We start from the raw sequence: 14,694 nt of genomic DNA on the forward strand, positions 1-14,694 counted from the left end.
ATGATTACTTACTCTTCTTTTGGCCTGAAGCTGCTGGCCCTTTGTCTTGTAATTGGGACGGTAATAACACGGTGGTGACGCGGTTGCCTTTATCACTGAAGGCTTCCATCTGCTGTTTTTTCACCAGATAAGTGATGCGATCACCTTTGATATTACTATCAAGTTGCTCCAGATAAGCATTGCCAGTCAACACCACAAAATCATTTGCGACTTCATAACGCAGTTTCTGCCCATGGCCTTTTACGGGTTTGCCACTGTCTTGCATCTGGTAGAAAGTGACTGGATTACCATAACCTTCAATGACCATTTTGCTTTGATCACCGCCTGGGCGCGTAACCACGACTTTATCAGCTTTAATCTCAATGGTACCTTGCTTGATAACCACATTGTCGGTAAATGTGACAGTATTGGCCTCCATATCTAACGCTTGTTTAACGGAGTCAACCGTGACGGGCTGATCAGTATCACCCGTTAACGCCAGAGCGGGCAGGCTTGCGGCCAAAAGTGAACTGGCAAGCAAAAAATGACGAAGTTTATTTTTGGATTTCATAAGAGGTTTTAACCTTTTCAATCAGCTCAGCGGTTTTGTCCCGCAAGTTCCCACGCATTTTCATGCCGTTAGATGTGAATCCAACACCAAAGAGGGTAACTTCATCGTCTGAGGATACATCCTGAGTGATCAAATTAACCTGGGCGTTATCGGTTTTAATTTTTTGTAACTGTGCGTCTGGTGTCAGGCTATCAACTTCAACATGACCATACAAATACAGCATCTTATCATTGGTCAATTTGGCGCGGTCGGCGCGCACTGTCCAAGTAGCGACTGCATTCTCCGCAAACAGAGTCATGACCGGTTTGGTAAACCAGGTTAACTCTTGAGTGCTGAAGTTTTGTACGTCTTCAGCCACCAATTTATAATTCAATTGCCCGACCGGATTGAATACCACGGTCACAGTATGCTGGCTCTGCGAAGAGGGCTCATTATCAGTGGCCACGGTTTGCGTGTCCTGCTGATTAAAGCCGGATATATTCCAGCCAATCAATGCCAAAGCAATCAGTGCCAAGGATAATGTTATCCATAGTCTTGTTTTACTCATATCGACAATCCTTTGGCACCTTCAAGTTTATCTTGAGCTAATAATATCAAATCACATATCTCGCGTACTGCACCGCGCCCGCCATGGATTCGCGTCACATAATGTGCCTTGGGAAGAAGTAACGGATGGGCATCCGCGACTGCAACAGATAACCCAACTTGTGCCATGACCGGCCAATCAATCAGGTCATCCCCAATATAAGCAACCTGCTCAGGCTGGCATGCTAATGCTACCAACAATTCGTTATAGGCCACCAGCTTATCAGATTGCCCTTGATAAAGGTGGGTAATGCCTAAGGTGTTGGCGCGGTCTTCCAGTAATTTTGCGCGACGGCCAGTAATAATGGCCACTTCAATACCTGAGGTTATCAGGCAGCGGATACCATAGCCATCACGCACGTTGAAAGCTTTCAGCTCTTCGCCCTGATTACCCATATAAATCAGGCCGTCGGACATCACACCATCGACATCACAAATCAGTAGGCGAATTTTCGCCGCACGTGACATCACAGTGTCGGCTACTGGTCCATAGCATGTGTCCTGATATACGGTGTCGCTCATTTTTCCCTTCTTACTTGACGTTGCGGCGTTGTTAGCTGCTCTCTTTCACCCGAATCACTTGACTATGCAAGCTCATCGGGATGCATTCGTTTGCAGCCTAGCTGCAACCCCAATTAATTTGGGAAACTCTTCTTACTTGACGTTGCGGCGTTGTTAGCTGTTTTATTCACCAGACAGTCCACGGTTAGACCACGCCGGCTCTCAGCATGTCATGCATATGCACCACACCCAGCAACTGATCGCCATCTGCGACCAATACGGCGGTAATATGGCGCAACTCCATCAGGTTGAGTGCATCCACAGCCAACATGGTTGGAGGGACTCGAATACCGCCACTGGTCATTACATCTGCAATTTTCGCGTTATTCAGATCGACACCCAAATCAAATATTCGGCGCAAGTCACCGTCGGTAAAGATACCTTTAATCATCATCAAATCGTCACAGATGACAGTTAAACCCAGATTCTTCCGAGTAATCTCCAGTAACGCATCGCGTAATGACGCATCGGGACTGATGTGCGGGAGCTTTGCACCAGTGTGCATGATATCGCTGATTCGCAACAGTAACTTGCGCCCCAGTGCTCCGCCTGGATGGGAGAGAGCAAAATCTTCTTGAGTGAAGCCTCGGGCCTGTAACAATGCAACTGCAAGCGCGTCCCCCATCACCAAGGTGGCTGTGGTACTGGTGGTCGGCGCCAACCCTAATGGGCAGGCCTCTTGTGGGACCTTGATGCACAAATGAATATCGGCCGCTTTACCCATGCTACTTTCAGGATTATTGCTCATGCAGATTAGCGGAATTTTTTGGCGCTTTAGAACCGGGATGAGAGCGAGGATCTCGTTAGATTCCCCTGAATTAGAGATGGCGAGCACAATATCTTGTGGCGTGACCATGCCGAGATCGCCATGACTGGCTTCACCGGGGTGGACGAAAAAGGCAGGTGTTCCCGTGCTGGCGAAGGTGGCGGCAATTTTGCAACCAATATGGCCAGATTTGCCCATCCCCATAACTACAACTTTGCCATGGCAGTTAAATATTGCATCGCAGGCTTTGGCAAAATCGTCATTAATATATTGATCGAGTTGTGCCAGTCCTTCGCGCTCAATCTGCAGCACCTGTTTACCCGCCTGTTGAAAATCCACTCTTGGCAATGAGTTAATACCCGACGGTGAATCAGCTGCTGGCTGTAAATCATAAGAAGACATACTTGGTTCCCATTGAATGAACATGGTTATGCCACATTAAAGGGTGCAAAAAACAGCACCGCTAGATAAGCGATAAACCCACATAATAACAGAGCACCTGCCATATGACCGATGCGATGTTTACGCCCCAGGCAAAGAAGGGTAAATATCACACTGACACCGAGCATCACCCAATAGTCGCGCTGGAAAGCTTCTGGATTAATATCGCCAGGGGAGAGCAGAGCAGGTACACCTAACACAATCACAATATTAAAAATGTTCGAACCGATGATATTGCCGACCGCCATATCATCTTCCCCTTTCAGCGCGCCAGCGATAAAAGTAGCCAGTTCAGGCAAACTGGTGCCAATGGCAATAACAGTCAGCCCTATAACCAGTTCACTGACACCTGCGACCCGGGCAATGACCGTGGCATTATCGATAATCATTTTGGCCGAGAGTGGCAAGATAATGAAAGCTAACACTAACCACAAAAGAGCGACGGTATTGCTACTGTCTTGAGGCAATTCAGCCAACTGTTCGCGAGTCAGGATGTCATTGCCTTCCACATGGGCCAGACGGGCAATTTTCAGCATCAGAATAATAAACGCCGCTGCTGCTACCAGCAAAATAATACCATCTCCACGGCTGAGATGGTTATCAGCCAGCAGGAAACCACATAGCACCGTCACTACCAGCATCAACGGTAATTCACGGCGTAAAATCTCTGATCGTACTGTTAATGGGCGTATAAGGGCTGCACCACCGACAATCAGCAGTAAATTGGTAATATTAGAGCCAAGCACATTCCCAACCGCCATATCGGTTTGATTATTCAGTGCTGCAGTCACCGAAACGATCAACTCAGGTAGCGATGTGCCGATACCGACGATGGTCATCCCAATAATAAGGGGGGGGATGCCGAAAGAACGGGATAACACAGCGGCGCCATAAACTAATCGATCAGCGCCATACACTAATAAGACCAAGCCGATGATTAATAGTGTTATCGCAAGAGGCATGCAGAGTCCTTTATTAGGTATAATCCCGATCCGTTGGTAGAAGCTGACTGTTGGTAACCCATTTTCGGTGGAAAACAGCTAGCCCATGGGTAAAAACCACTAACAGCGTTTTACGCTCTTTTTTGAGTTAACCCTAATTTTGACTGTGAGTGCCAGAAAAGTAAAACTTATGGCAACTTTGGCTACGAAAAAGTGACAATAAGTTGCCAAAATACTTCCCATTGTGCTCGTTGCCGCCATTTGATGTAGCATTGGCGCTCGGATGAGTAATTAAAGGCCTAAAGGGACGAATGATAATGAAGCAATTGTCGTCGAATTTGATAGAGATCCGCGGGATGAGTTTTACCCGTGGTGAGCGTCCGATATTCGCCGATATCAACATGACGGTCCCCCGCGGCAAAGTGACTGCGATTATGGGGCCATCAGGAATTGGTAAAACCACATTGTTGCGCCTGATCGGTGGGCAACTTGTACCGGATGCAGGTGAAATCTGGTTTGATGGTGATAATATTCCGGCGCTTTCACGTCAGCGTTTGTATGATGTGCGTAAGAAAATGAGCATGCTGTTTCAATCTGGTGCGTTATTCACTGATTTGACCGTGTTTGAGAATGTGGCTTTCCCATTACGCGAACATAGCCGTTTGCCGGAGGAATTGCTGCACAGTACGGTGATGATGAAGTTGGAAGCCGTAGGGCTGCGTGGGGCGGCTAATCTGATGCCTGCCGAACTTTCCGGCGGTATGGCGCGGCGTGCTGCACTGGCAAGGGCCATTGCCCTTGATCCTGAATTGATTATGTTTGATGAGCCATTTGTGGGTCAGGACCCTATAACTATGGGGGTGCTGGTAAAACTGATTGATGAGCTGAATCATGCATTAGGCGTGACTTGTGTGGTGGTTTCCCACGATGTGCCTGAAGTCCTTAGTATTGCTGATTATGCCTATATTGTTGCCGATCAGCATGTTATTGCCGAAGGAACACCGGAACAGTTGCAAGCCAATAGCGATATGCGGGTGCGCCAGTTCCTTGATGGTATTGCCGACGGGCCGGTGCCTTTCCGTTTCCCAGCCGGTGATTATAAAACTGAGCTGTTATACCCAAAGTAATTGGAGTTGCAGGTAGGCAGTAAGCGAGCTATCCCCGATGAACTTACTCGGTTAAGTGGTTCGGGAGTTATCGTAGCTAACCCCCTGTAGCTTTAAATACGAAGGAGATAGGCTGATGGAGTATTCATGTTAGTACAGGCGTTAGCGTCTTTAGGGCGTAGGGGCATTAATGTCAGCGCATCCTTTGGTCGCGCGGGTTTAATGTTATTCAATGCCCTTGTCGGGCGGCCTGAACCGCGAAAACAATGGCCATTATTGGTTAAACAGCTCTATAGCGTCGGTGTGCAATCGCTACTGATTATCGTGGTTTCCGGTCTGTTTATCGGCATGGTTCTGGGGTTACAGGGCTTTTTGATCCTCACCACATACAGTGCTGAAGCCAGTCTTGGGATGATGGTGTCTTTATCACTGCTACGTGAGCTGGGGCCAGTGGTAACCGCACTGTTGTTCGCCGGTCGCGCCGGTTCTGCTCTAACCGCGGAGATTGGCTTGATGAAAGCCACTGAACAGATTTCCAGTTTGGAAATGATGGCAATCGACCCGCTGCGTCGAGTGGTGGCTCCCCGGTTCTGGGCAGGTCTTATCAGTATGCCATTATTAACCGCTATTTTTGTTGCCGTCGGTATCTGGGGTGGCTCTGTGGTGGGGGTTGACTGGAAAGGGATCGATGGCGGTTTCTTCTGGTCGGCGATGCAAAATGCTGTGGAGTGGCGTACCGATTTACTGAATTGCCTAATTAAGAGTCTGGTATTTGCTATTACTGTGACCTGGATTGCGCTGTTCAATGGTTATGATGCGATCCCAACATCTGAAGGGATTAGCCGGGCAACGACCCGTACCGTAGTGCATTCATCGCTGGCGGTATTGGGATTGGATTTTGTGCTGACAGCACTGATGTTTGGGAATTGAGTCGATGCAAACGAAGAAAAGTGAAGTCTGGGTAGGTTTGTTTATACTGATTGCTATTCTGGCGGTCGTATTTCTCTGCCTGAAGGTTGCGGATATCAAATCAGTAGGCAACCAGCCGACTTATCGAATTTATGCAACGTTTGACAATGTGGGTGGTCTGAAAACCAATTCGCCGGTCAAAATTGGCGGTGTTGTGGTGGGGCGGGTGGCTGACATCACGCTGGATACCAAAAACTACAGCCCACGTGTGGCGATAGATATTCAGCAACGTTATAACCATATCCCGGATACCAGCTCTTTGGCGGTACGCACTTCTGGCTTATTGGGTGAACAGTTCCTGGCACTAAATGTCGGTTTTGAAGACCCGGATATGGGCACCACTATTTTGAAAGATGGCGGTATAATTCAAGACACCAAATCTGCACTGGTGTTGGAAGATCTTATCGGCCAGTTCTTGTACAAGAGTGGCGGGGATGGTAATTCTGATGCGCCAGCAAGTGAGCCAGTAGCCCCAACGGCAGCGGCGCCCACTCCGACAGATAACGGCAGCTTACCTGCAACTCAACATCCTTAAGAGGGTCTCTGAATGTTTAAACGTTTACTTATGGTTGCGTTGCTGGTGGTAGCACCACTGGCGAATGCTGTCGATCAAACTAATCCATACCGAATGATGGATGAAGCCGCGCAAAGAACATTCACGCGCTTAAAAACCGAACAACCTAAGATCAAACAGAACCCAGACTATTTGCGCACCATCGTACGTGAAGAACTGTTGCCATTTGTCCAGATCAAATACGCCGGTGCGTTAGTCCTGGGTAGCTATTATAAAGCGGCGACCCCTGCGCAGCGCGAAGCGTACTTCAATGCGTTCAGTCAATATCTGGAACAGGCTTACGGTCAGGCATTGGCGCTGTACCACGGCCAAACTTACGATGTTGCACCAGACCAACCACTGGGTGATGCCAATATTGTTGCTATTCGCGTGACTATTCTTGATCCAAATGGCCGACCACCTGTGCGTTTAGATTTTCAGTGGCGTAAAAATAGCCAAACCGGTAACTGGCAGGCGTATGACATGATAGCCGAAGGGGTTAGCATGATTAGTACTAAGCAAAATGAGTGGGCTTCTATCCTGCGTCAGCAAGGGGTTGATGGCCTGACTAAGCAGTTGTTGATCGCCGCGAAACAGCCAATTACGTTAGATAAGCAATAATTATGGTAGATAAATTGAGCTGGCAGTCACAGCAAGAAACGCTGGTGCTGCGAGGTGAATTAGATCGTGAAACACTGTTACCACTTTGGCAGCAGCGTGAGGCGTTATTGGCGGGTAAGACTCATATTGATGTCAGCCAATTACAGCGTGTCGACTCATCCGGTCTGGCATTGCTGGTGCACTTTCGCGAACTGCATTCTCTTCATGAACCGGCAGGCAAACAAAGTGTCTCATTAACGATTACTGGTGTCAGTGATCGGTTGTCTACTCTAATTGAGCTGTACAACCTCCAGCACATCATTCCGGTAGAAATGGCTCGTTAGTTAAGTTCGCGGCTTTCTGTGTCGTCTATACCAAAAGCTATACCCAGGTAAGAAGGGTATAAAAGCCAAAGATATTCAAAGGCCCCTGTGCGTAACAACGAAACAGGGGCTTTTCTTTAGTTTCGGAGCTCGCCGTATTCCACTAATATGTTTGGCTGGCTATGCTTCACTTAAAAATAACGATCCTCTTAAAATAGAATGAATCTTATGGATACTAACGAAATTAAAGACGTGCTGATGCAAGCATTAGCATTACAAGAAGCGCATGTTACCGGTGATGGCAGCCACTTTCAGGTGATTGCTGTCGGTGAGTTATTTGCCGATATGAGCCGGGTGAAAAAACAGCAGGCTGTGTATGCGCCTTTGATGGAATATATCGCTGATAACCGTATTCATGCCTTATCAATTAAGGCCTATACGCCGCAAGAGTGGCAACGGGATCGCAAACTAAACGGCTTTTAATGCTGTTGGCCCGGGAGCTGTTTAACGAAGCGTCGACAGTTCTAAGGCGGGCAGTAAATTCGAATTGACAACAGAGAGTGGTCACAATGGATAAATTTCGTGTGCAGGGGCGGACTCGCCTAAGCGGTGAAGTCACTATTTCAGGAGCGAAAAACGCCGCATTGCCAATAATGTTTGCTGCATTGCTGGCTGAAGAACCAGTAGAGTTGCAAAATGTCCCAAAGCTAAAAGACATTGATACCACCATTAAGCTGCTCAGCCAATTAGGCACAAAAATTGAGCGTAATGACTCTGGTTCAGTTTTTGTTGATGCCAGCGGCGTGGATGAGTTTTGCGCTCCTTATGATTTAGTCAAAACCATGCGTGCCTCTATTTGGGCGTTGGGGCCACTGGTTGCCCGTTTTGGCAAAGGCCAGGTTTCTTTACCCGGCGGCTGCGCTATCGGTGCGCGTCCGGTTGATTTGCATATTTCCGGTTTGGAACAACTGGGTGCTGAAATCAAGCTGGAAGAGGGCTATGTTAAAGCGTCCGTCGATGGCCGCCTGAAAGGCGCGCATATCGTCATGGATAAAGTCAGCGTTGGCGCGACTGTTACCATTATGAGTGCTGCCACATTAGCTGAAGGCACCACCGTAATTGAGAATGCGGCCCGTGAGCCAGAAATTGTCGATACGGCTAATTTCCTCAATACGCTGGGTGCGAAAATCAGTGGTGCAGGTACTGACAGAATTACCATCGAGGGCGTTGCTCGCTTGGGTGGTGGTGTTTATCGTGTGCTGCCTGATCGCATTGAAACCGGTACTTTCCTGGTTGCTGCGGCCATCTCTGGTGGTAAGGTTGTGTGCCGTCAAACTCGGCCTGATACGCTGGATGCGGTATTGGCTAAACTGCGTGAAGCGGGTGCTGATATTGAGATTGGCGACGACTGGATAAGCCTTGATATGCACGGGCAGCGTCCGAAAGCGGTTACGCTACGCACTGCGCCGCACCCTGGTTTTCCAACCGATATGCAGGCTCAATTCAGCTTATTGAATTTGGTGGCGGAAGGAACCGGTGTTATCACTGAGACCATTTTTGAGAACCGCTTCATGCATGTGCCTGAGCTTATTCGGATGGGCGCACATGCAGAAATCGAGAGCAATACCGTGATTTGTTATGGTGTTGAGCAACTATCAGGTGCCCAGGTGATGGCCACTGATTTGCGTGCTTCAGCCAGTTTGGTATTAGCGGGCTGTATTGCTGACGGGGTAACTATCGTTGATCGTATTTATCATATCGACCGTGGCTACGAGCGTATCGAAGATAAATTGCGTGCCTTGGGTGCCAAGATTGAGCGTATAAAAGGCGAATAAACCCGCTAAAACGCAAGAAAAACAGATGCCAGCCGATGATATCGCGCTGGCATTTTTTATGGCTAAACTCTTCTTCTATCACGACGTAAGTGCAGTTGGCTGCTTTTTTACCCGAATTTCAAGATGACTATTACGGTTGTGGGGTTGTCTGATGACCTAGCACGGCATTTTGATCTAACTCGCTGATAGTGATTTGTGCCGTCATCTGTTGGCCGTTACGTAACAATAAGATAGGGATGGTGGTGCCGGGGCGGATTTCTGCTACCTGATCCATAGTTTCGATAACGGATGTCGCCGGTTTATTATTAACACTAAGGATGATATCGCCAATTTGCAGACCTGCATCTACTGCGGGGCCATGAGCTGATATGTCATTGACCTTAATCCCATGCACCCGATCCGTACTATTGCCGCTGGCATTGAAGGGCGGATATTCCTCGCCGGTAACTCCGATATAGCCACGTATCACTCGACCGTCACGGATAAGTTTCTCCATCACTTTGGTCGCAAGTGCTGTCGGAATCGCAAAACCAATCCCTTCCGGTGTTTCGCCGTTACTGCTCTTATCAAAGGACAGAGTGTTAATTCCCATCAGTTCGCCCAAGGTATTCACCAGCGCACCGCCAGAATTCCCCTGATTGATTGAAGCATCGGTCTGAAGGAAGTTTTGTCGCCCGGAATCACTTAAACCAATACGCCCAGTGGCGCTGATAATCCCTTGGGTGACGGTTTGGCCAAGGTTATAAGGGTTACCAATTGCCAGCACGACATCACCGATATGGGGGGCACGATTAATATTGATTGGAATTACTGGTAGGTTCACCGCATCAATTTTTAGTACCGCTAAATCAGTTAAGCCATCGGAACCCACGAGTAATGCCTCGGATACTCGGCCATTTTGTAGTGCCACAATTATCTGTTCAGCATTATTGATAACGTGCTTGTTGGTAAGGATATATCCCTTATCACTCATGATTACGCCAGAACCCAATGTACGAATAGCCAGTCCATCTTGTGTCGAGCTTAGGCTACGGTTATAGACATTAACCACCGCAGGGGCAGCTCTGCGTACCGCCTGGTTATAACTGGCTGGAGCCTCTTCATCTATGCTATTGCTCTTGCCGGAAAAGATATGGCCCGGACTACGGAGCATAGGTATTGCGACCAGCAAGACACCGGCAATAATTAGCCCCAAAATAATAGAACGCAATAGCTTAAGAAACATGAGGTTTAAGGCGTAAATGAATGGATGACAGGAGGATAGCATGAGTTTGGCGGACACAGCATTGTGCTGTGTCCGATTTTTCTGCAAATTAGCGTATTAACAGGTAAATATTCTCTTCACCGCGCACAATATTCAGTGCAATTACCGCCGGTTTCGCATCAAGGGCTTTGCGCAACTGAGTAATATCCTGAACCCGGACACGGTTTACAGCAATAATCACATCATCTTTCTGCAAACCAGATTGCGCTGCAGGTGAGCCTTTGGTCACGCTCTCAACTTTGATGCCCTTACTGCCCCCTTTTATTTCCCCATTGCTCAGGGATGCACCCTGCAATGATGGCGATAAGGTTTCTGCGCTAGTTGACGTTGGGCTGCTGTTTTCCAGGGTTACGGTGACTTCAAGCGGTTTCCCATCGCGCAGCATGCCAACTTTAATGGCTTTACCTGGCCCGGTGGTGCCCACTTTGGCCCGCAACTCAGCAAAGCTACTGATGGGTTTCCCATCAACAGAAACCAACACATCACCGGCTTTGATGCCTGCTTTAGATGCGGCTGATTTTGGTAGCACTTCACTGACAAAAGCACCACGCTGAGCATCAATATTAAAGGCTTTGGCCATGTCAGCGGTCATTTCGCTGCCACGAATGCCCAACAGCCCGCGCTTCACTTCGCCAAACTCAATCAATTGTTGGCTGAGGTTTTGCGCCATGTTACTTGGAATAGCAAAGCCGATACCGATGTTGCCGCCACCTGGGGCCAGAATTGCGGTGTTAATCCCAATCAATTCACCATTGAGGTTAACTAGCGCGCCGCCAGAGTTACCACGGTTGATGGAGGCGTCGGTCTGGATAAAGTTTTCCAACCCTTCCAAATTCAAGCCACTACGACCCAAGGCTGAAATAATCCCCGATGTTGCTGTTTGCCCCAGACCAAATGGATTACCGACAGCAACGGCAAAATCACCCACTCGCAGGTTATCGGAATCGGCCATTTTAATCGCGGTCAGATTTTTGGCATCGGTTAACTGCAATAACGCGATATCGGTTTGTTCATCACGTCCTAGCAGCTTCGCATCATATTCACGACCATCATTGAGCTGAACGCGAATTTTATCCGCATTATTGATAACGTGGTTGTTTGTCAGCACATAGCCTTTTTCGGCATTAATGATAACACCCGACCCTAACCCCTCGAATGGACGGCTGCTTTCTTTACCGGCGGGTGCATTCGGGCCAAAGAAGAATTTGAATTCTTCTGGCAAACGTTGCTGTTGTGCCTGTGTTCCTGACACATGAACACTGACTACCGCGGGCAAAACTTTTTCCAACATCGGTGCCAGGCTAGGGACTGCCTGCCCGGCTACTGCCGCTGGGAGAGCTGCTGCGTTCACCATTGGAACAGACGCGAGACCTAAGCCGACACTCAATGCCAGCGCACTAAGAAATAATGACTTTTTCTTCATTGATTTAAACTCTCTCAATACCTAACGGTGAATGAATAGGATGGATGGCTGTTACAGGCCCGTTGTAAATTAAGACTCTGGATTAGCTAAAAAATTCACTTATTTCAAAAGGCTACTGCTGTCCTAAATATAAGCATCCTAAGATATGGCTTGATATAAGGCTCGCTATGAAGCAATTCAAGGAGAGGTAAGTATAGAAGTGTAAATGTACTGACCACGGTAATGTGAGATACACCCCACCGTAGTCAGTATGATAGCTAAACGTGTGCTTAATCGCGGGTCTGATGCTCCGGGCGTAATAACCCCGATGCGCCTTCAGAGTAATCCCGAGGTGGCATTTTTACCGGTGCCTGATCATTATCTGCTTCAGATTCAGTCAGACGGTAGCGGAACGGGTTATCTTGCAGTGGCAAGTCCGGTAATAAGTTATTGGAGCTTTTCGCCATATGTTGGTAGAGCTGGCGATAGTCGCGAGCCATATTATCCAACAACTCAGCACTGCGGGCAAAATGCCCAACCAGTTCCTGACGGTATTCTTCCAAATCAGTTTTGCTTTTCTCCAGCTCATTTTGCAGCACTTGCTGCTGACGCAATTTGCGGTTGCCAAAGCGCATAGCCACCGCGCCAATCACGATACCAACAACCAACCCAATAAGCGCATACTCCCAGGTCATGATGACTCCTTTTTTGACTTCATTGTTCAGCAGGACTTTTTCACTTAATAATACCCACTATAACCGTTAACCTTGTCGGAGTGGAATCCTGATGCAACTTTGCTTATGGTTATCAGGCTTTCTTCGCAGTGGCAGTGTCGGTAAATGCGGCGATTGCCCGATAAATCAGCAACAAAGTCGCGCAAAAAGTAGATAACTATTTTATCAGGGATTGTTGATAAACATGCAACCAAGTACACCTACAGCACTTTACCAGCAGGCACTTGATGCTGGCGACTACCAACCTGATGAGGTACAACGGCGTGCTGTAGCACGGTTGGATAGGCTTTATCAGGAACTAAATCAACGCCAGAGTATAGCGCCGACCAGCACGAGTCTGCGCGGGCGGCTGAACCGTTTGATTGGGCGAGCTGTACCCCGGACCCCCATACGACCCGCCCAGGGGCTATATATGTGGGGCGGTGTTGGGCGGGGTAAAACCTGGCTGATGGATCTGTTTTTCCACAGCTTGCCGGGTGAGCGCAAGCTGCGACTGCATTTCCATCGTTTTATGCTACGGGTACATCAAGAACTGACTGAGCTGCAAGGTCATGAAAATCCGCTGGAGATTATTGCCGACGGTTTCAAAGCGCAGACTGATGTGCTGTGCTTTGATGAGTTTTTTGTCTCGGATATTACTGATGCCATGTTACTGGCGACATTGCTGGAGGCACTCTTTGCCAGAGGTATCACGTTGGTTACCACCTCCAATATTCCACCGGATAATTTGTATCATAACGGTTTACAGCGTGCCCGCTTCTTGCCAGCCATTGAATTGATTAAACAGTATTGTGATGTGATGAATGTCGATGCGGGGATTGATTACCGCCTGCGGACCCTGACTCAGGCAAATCTTTATCTGACGCCCTTGAATCCACAAACTGAACAGGCGATGGACGATATTTTTGTCAAACTGGCCGGTAAAGAGGGGGACCAAGCGCCGATACTGGAAGTAAATCATCGGCCATTGCCTGCTATTTGTTCAGCACAGGGTGTTCTGGCGGTAGATTTCCATACATTGTGTGAAGAAGCCCGCAGCCAGTTGGATTACATTGCGCTATCCAAACTCTATCACACGGTATTACTGCACAACGTCCACCGCATGGAGACGCGAGATGAGAATACGGCCAGGCGTTTTCTGGCACTCGTGGATGAGTTTTATGAACGGCGGGTAAAATTGATTATTGCGGCGGAAGTATCAATGTTCGATATTTATTGCGGTGAGCGCCTTAAATTCGAATATCAACGCTGTTTATCGCGGTTACAAGAGATGCAAAGTGAAGAGTATCTCTCTTTACCGCATCTGCCATAGGGATAATCTGCACGACCGTTATTCACTTCTGACCCGCTAAAATGCTATTCTGTGGTGGGCGATTTTCCTTCGCCCTAACTTAACATGTTTAATTTATACCTTTCTCGTCAAAAACAGTTCGATTTTTAACGTCGACTTCTCTATAATCTTGCGACCCCACGTTACAACAAAGTTTTTTTCCCAAAAACTTTGATAGTGCCGGCATTGGCTATTCGAAGGGGTAGGTTTGCTGGACTGATGGTCGTGTGAGCCTCAACTGTTTTTGAACGTTTGGGTGTTCACCAACGTGTAACTTATTAATTGGGTAAGCTTTTATAATGAAAACTTTCACAGCGAAACCAGAAACTGTAAAACGTGACTGGTATGTTGTTGACGCGAACGGTAAGACCTTAGGTCGCCTCGCTACTGAACTGGCTAGTCGCCTACGCGGCAAGCACAAGGCGGAATACACCCCGCACGTTGATACTGGTGATTACATCATCGTTCTGAACGCAGAAAAAGTTGCTGTAACCGGTAACAAGCGTACAGACAAGATTTATTACCGTCATACCGGCTACGTCGGTGGTATCAAACAAGCGACCTTTGAAGAGATGATTGCCCGCAGTCCTGAGCGTGTGATTGAAATCGCGGTTAAAGGCATGCTGCCGAAGGGTCCGCTGGGCCGTGCAATGTTTCGTAAACTTAAAGTTTACGCAGGTACTGAGCACAATCATGCGGCGCAGCAACCGCAAGTTCTGGACATTTAATCGGGA

General features: G+C 48.1%; 17 protein-coding genes. 9 read left to right on the forward strand and 8 right to left on the reverse strand.

Annotated elements, in window-relative coordinates:
- Window positions 1-4: 4 nt before the first annotated feature.
- From lptA to ACWJJO_RS19245, 5 genes are all read right to left on the reverse strand, one after another.
- A complete protein-coding gene (lptA, locus tag ACWJJO_RS19225) occupies window positions 5-550 on the reverse strand; it encodes a lipopolysaccharide ABC transporter substrate-binding protein LptA (RefSeq protein WP_050087620.1) in 546 nt (181 codons plus the stop codon).
- On the reverse strand, window positions 534-1,097 hold the full coding sequence (gene lptC, locus ACWJJO_RS19230; RefSeq protein ID WP_083162268.1) for an LPS export ABC transporter periplasmic protein LptC: 564 nt from the start codon (window positions 1,095-1,097) through the stop codon (window positions 534-536). Before lptC ends, lptA begins: the two co-directional genes overlap by 17 nt.
- On the reverse strand, window positions 1,094-1,657 hold the full coding sequence (kdsC, locus tag ACWJJO_RS19235; RefSeq protein ID WP_083162270.1) for a 3-deoxy-manno-octulosonate-8-phosphatase KdsC: 564 nt from the start codon (window positions 1,655-1,657) through the stop codon (window positions 1,094-1,096). Before kdsC ends, lptC begins: the two co-directional genes overlap by 4 nt.
- A 184-nt stretch (window positions 1,658-1,841) precedes the next feature.
- Complete coding sequence (gene kdsD / locus ACWJJO_RS19240) at window positions 1,842-2,864, reverse strand: arabinose-5-phosphate isomerase KdsD (RefSeq protein WP_481091412.1); 1,023 nt, start codon at window positions 2,862-2,864, stop codon at window positions 1,842-1,844.
- A 26-nt stretch (window positions 2,865-2,890) separates the two neighbouring features.
- The gene (locus ACWJJO_RS19245) at window positions 2,891-3,865 is read right to left on the reverse strand and encodes a calcium/sodium antiporter (RefSeq protein ID WP_102970525.1); all 975 of its coding nucleotides are present in this window, start codon (window positions 3,863-3,865) and stop codon (window positions 2,891-2,893) included.
- 296 nt (window positions 3,866-4,161) lie between these two features.
- Here ACWJJO_RS19245 and mlaF point away from each other — a divergent pair, with 296 nt between their 5' ends.
- The 7 genes from mlaF to murA all read left to right on the forward strand — a co-directional run bounded on the left by mlaF (window position 4,162) and on the right by murA (window position 9,230).
- Complete coding sequence (gene mlaF, locus ACWJJO_RS19250) at window positions 4,162-4,971, forward strand: phospholipid ABC transporter ATP-binding protein MlaF (RefSeq protein ID WP_083162272.1); 810 nt, start codon at window positions 4,162-4,164, stop codon at window positions 4,969-4,971.
- Between the two features lie 126 nt (window positions 4,972-5,097).
- On the forward strand, window positions 5,098-5,880 hold the full coding sequence (mlaE, locus tag ACWJJO_RS19255; protein WP_083162274.1) for a lipid asymmetry maintenance ABC transporter permease subunit MlaE: 783 nt from the start codon (window positions 5,098-5,100) through the stop codon (window positions 5,878-5,880).
- Window positions 5,881-5,884: 4 nt separating this feature from the next.
- Window positions 5,885-6,454, forward strand: a complete 570-nt coding sequence (mlaD, locus tag ACWJJO_RS19260) for an outer membrane lipid asymmetry maintenance protein MlaD (protein ID WP_083162276.1) — start codon at window positions 5,885-5,887, stop codon at window positions 6,452-6,454.
- 12 nt (window positions 6,455-6,466) lie between these two features.
- Complete coding sequence (gene mlaC, locus ACWJJO_RS19265) at window positions 6,467-7,093, forward strand: phospholipid-binding protein MlaC (RefSeq protein WP_372560437.1); 627 nt, start codon at window positions 6,467-6,469, stop codon at window positions 7,091-7,093.
- A gap of 2 nt (window positions 7,094-7,095) precedes the next feature.
- A complete protein-coding gene (gene mlaB / locus ACWJJO_RS19270; protein ID WP_083162280.1) occupies window positions 7,096-7,416 on the forward strand; it encodes a lipid asymmetry maintenance protein MlaB in 321 nt (106 codons plus the stop codon).
- Window positions 7,417-7,623: 207 nt separating this feature from the next.
- A complete protein-coding gene (ibaG, locus tag ACWJJO_RS19275; protein ID WP_004710915.1) occupies window positions 7,624-7,878 on the forward strand; it encodes a BolA family iron metabolism protein IbaG in 255 nt (84 codons plus the stop codon).
- 86 nt (window positions 7,879-7,964) lie between these two features.
- On the forward strand, window positions 7,965-9,230 hold the full coding sequence (murA, locus tag ACWJJO_RS19280) for a UDP-N-acetylglucosamine 1-carboxyvinyltransferase (protein ID WP_372560438.1): 1,266 nt from the start codon (window positions 7,965-7,967) through the stop codon (window positions 9,228-9,230).
- A 130-nt stretch (window positions 9,231-9,360) separates the two neighbouring features.
- Here the strand turns inward: murA and degS are convergent, their stop codons facing one another.
- The 3 genes from degS to zapG form a co-directional block, all read right to left on the reverse strand.
- The gene (degS, locus tag ACWJJO_RS19285; protein WP_083164037.1) at window positions 9,361-10,455 is read right to left on the reverse strand and encodes an outer membrane-stress sensor serine endopeptidase DegS; all 1,095 of its coding nucleotides are present in this window, start codon (window positions 10,453-10,455) and stop codon (window positions 9,361-9,363) included.
- Window positions 10,456-10,543: 88 nt separating this feature from the next.
- The gene (gene degQ / locus ACWJJO_RS19290; RefSeq protein WP_083162284.1) at window positions 10,544-11,917 is read right to left on the reverse strand and encodes a serine endoprotease DegQ; all 1,374 of its coding nucleotides are present in this window, start codon (window positions 11,915-11,917) and stop codon (window positions 10,544-10,546) included.
- Between the two features lie 269 nt (window positions 11,918-12,186).
- Complete coding sequence (gene zapG, locus ACWJJO_RS19295; protein ID WP_004714934.1) at window positions 12,187-12,591, reverse strand: Z-ring associated protein ZapG; 405 nt, start codon at window positions 12,589-12,591, stop codon at window positions 12,187-12,189.
- 223 nt (window positions 12,592-12,814) lie between these two features.
- Here zapG and zapE point away from each other — a divergent pair, with 223 nt between their 5' ends.
- Window positions 12,815-13,942, forward strand: coding sequence for a cell division protein ZapE (gene zapE / locus ACWJJO_RS19300; protein WP_420072720.1), 1,128 nt, complete (start codon window positions 12,815-12,817; stop codon window positions 13,940-13,942).
- A gap of 317 nt (window positions 13,943-14,259) precedes the next feature.
- The gene (rplM, locus tag ACWJJO_RS19305) at window positions 14,260-14,688 is read left to right on the forward strand and encodes a 50S ribosomal protein L13 (RefSeq protein WP_049612536.1); all 429 of its coding nucleotides are present in this window, start codon (window positions 14,260-14,262) and stop codon (window positions 14,686-14,688) included.
- Window positions 14,689-14,694 lie beyond the last annotated feature (6 nt).

The organism is Yersinia antarctica (assembly GCF_056636475.1).

Coding starts and splice junctions, on each gene's coding strand:
- lptA (WP_050087620.1), bottom strand. CDS start 550: ATGAAATCCAAAAATAAACTTCGTCATTTTTTGCTTGCCAGTTCACTT.
- lptC (WP_083162268.1), bottom strand. CDS start 1,097: ATGAGTAAAACAAGACTATGGATAACATTATCCTTGGCACTGATTGCT.
- kdsC (WP_083162270.1), bottom strand. CDS start 1,657: ATGAGCGACACCGTATATCAGGACACATGCTATGGACCAGTAGCCGAC.
- kdsD (WP_481091412.1), bottom strand. CDS start 2,864: ATGTCTTCTTATGATTTACAGCCAGCAGCTGATTCACCGTCGGGTATT.
- ACWJJO_RS19245 (WP_102970525.1), bottom strand. CDS start 3,865: ATGCCTCTTGCGATAACACTATTAATCATCGGCTTGGTCTTATTAGTG.
- mlaF (WP_083162272.1), top strand. CDS start 4,162: ATGAAGCAATTGTCGTCGAATTTGATAGAGATCCGCGGGATGAGTTTT.
- mlaE (WP_083162274.1), top strand. CDS start 5,098: ATGTTAGTACAGGCGTTAGCGTCTTTAGGGCGTAGGGGCATTAATGTC.
- mlaD (WP_083162276.1), top strand. CDS start 5,885: ATGCAAACGAAGAAAAGTGAAGTCTGGGTAGGTTTGTTTATACTGATT.
- mlaC (WP_372560437.1), top strand. CDS start 6,467: ATGTTTAAACGTTTACTTATGGTTGCGTTGCTGGTGGTAGCACCACTG.
- mlaB (WP_083162280.1), top strand. CDS start 7,096: ATGGTAGATAAATTGAGCTGGCAGTCACAGCAAGAAACGCTGGTGCTG.
- ibaG (WP_004710915.1), top strand. CDS start 7,624: ATGGATACTAACGAAATTAAAGACGTGCTGATGCAAGCATTAGCATTA.
- murA (WP_372560438.1), top strand. CDS start 7,965: ATGGATAAATTTCGTGTGCAGGGGCGGACTCGCCTAAGCGGTGAAGTC.
- degS (WP_083164037.1), bottom strand. CDS start 10,455: ATGTTTCTTAAGCTATTGCGTTCTATTATTTTGGGGCTAATTATTGCC.
- degQ (WP_083162284.1), bottom strand. CDS start 11,917: ATGAAGAAAAAGTCATTATTTCTTAGTGCGCTGGCATTGAGTGTCGGC.
- zapG (WP_004714934.1), bottom strand. CDS start 12,591: ATGACCTGGGAGTATGCGCTTATTGGGTTGGTTGTTGGTATCGTGATT.
- zapE (WP_420072720.1), top strand. CDS start 12,815: ATGCAACCAAGTACACCTACAGCACTTTACCAGCAGGCACTTGATGCT.
- rplM (WP_049612536.1), top strand. CDS start 14,260: ATGAAAACTTTCACAGCGAAACCAGAAACTGTAAAACGTGACTGGTAT.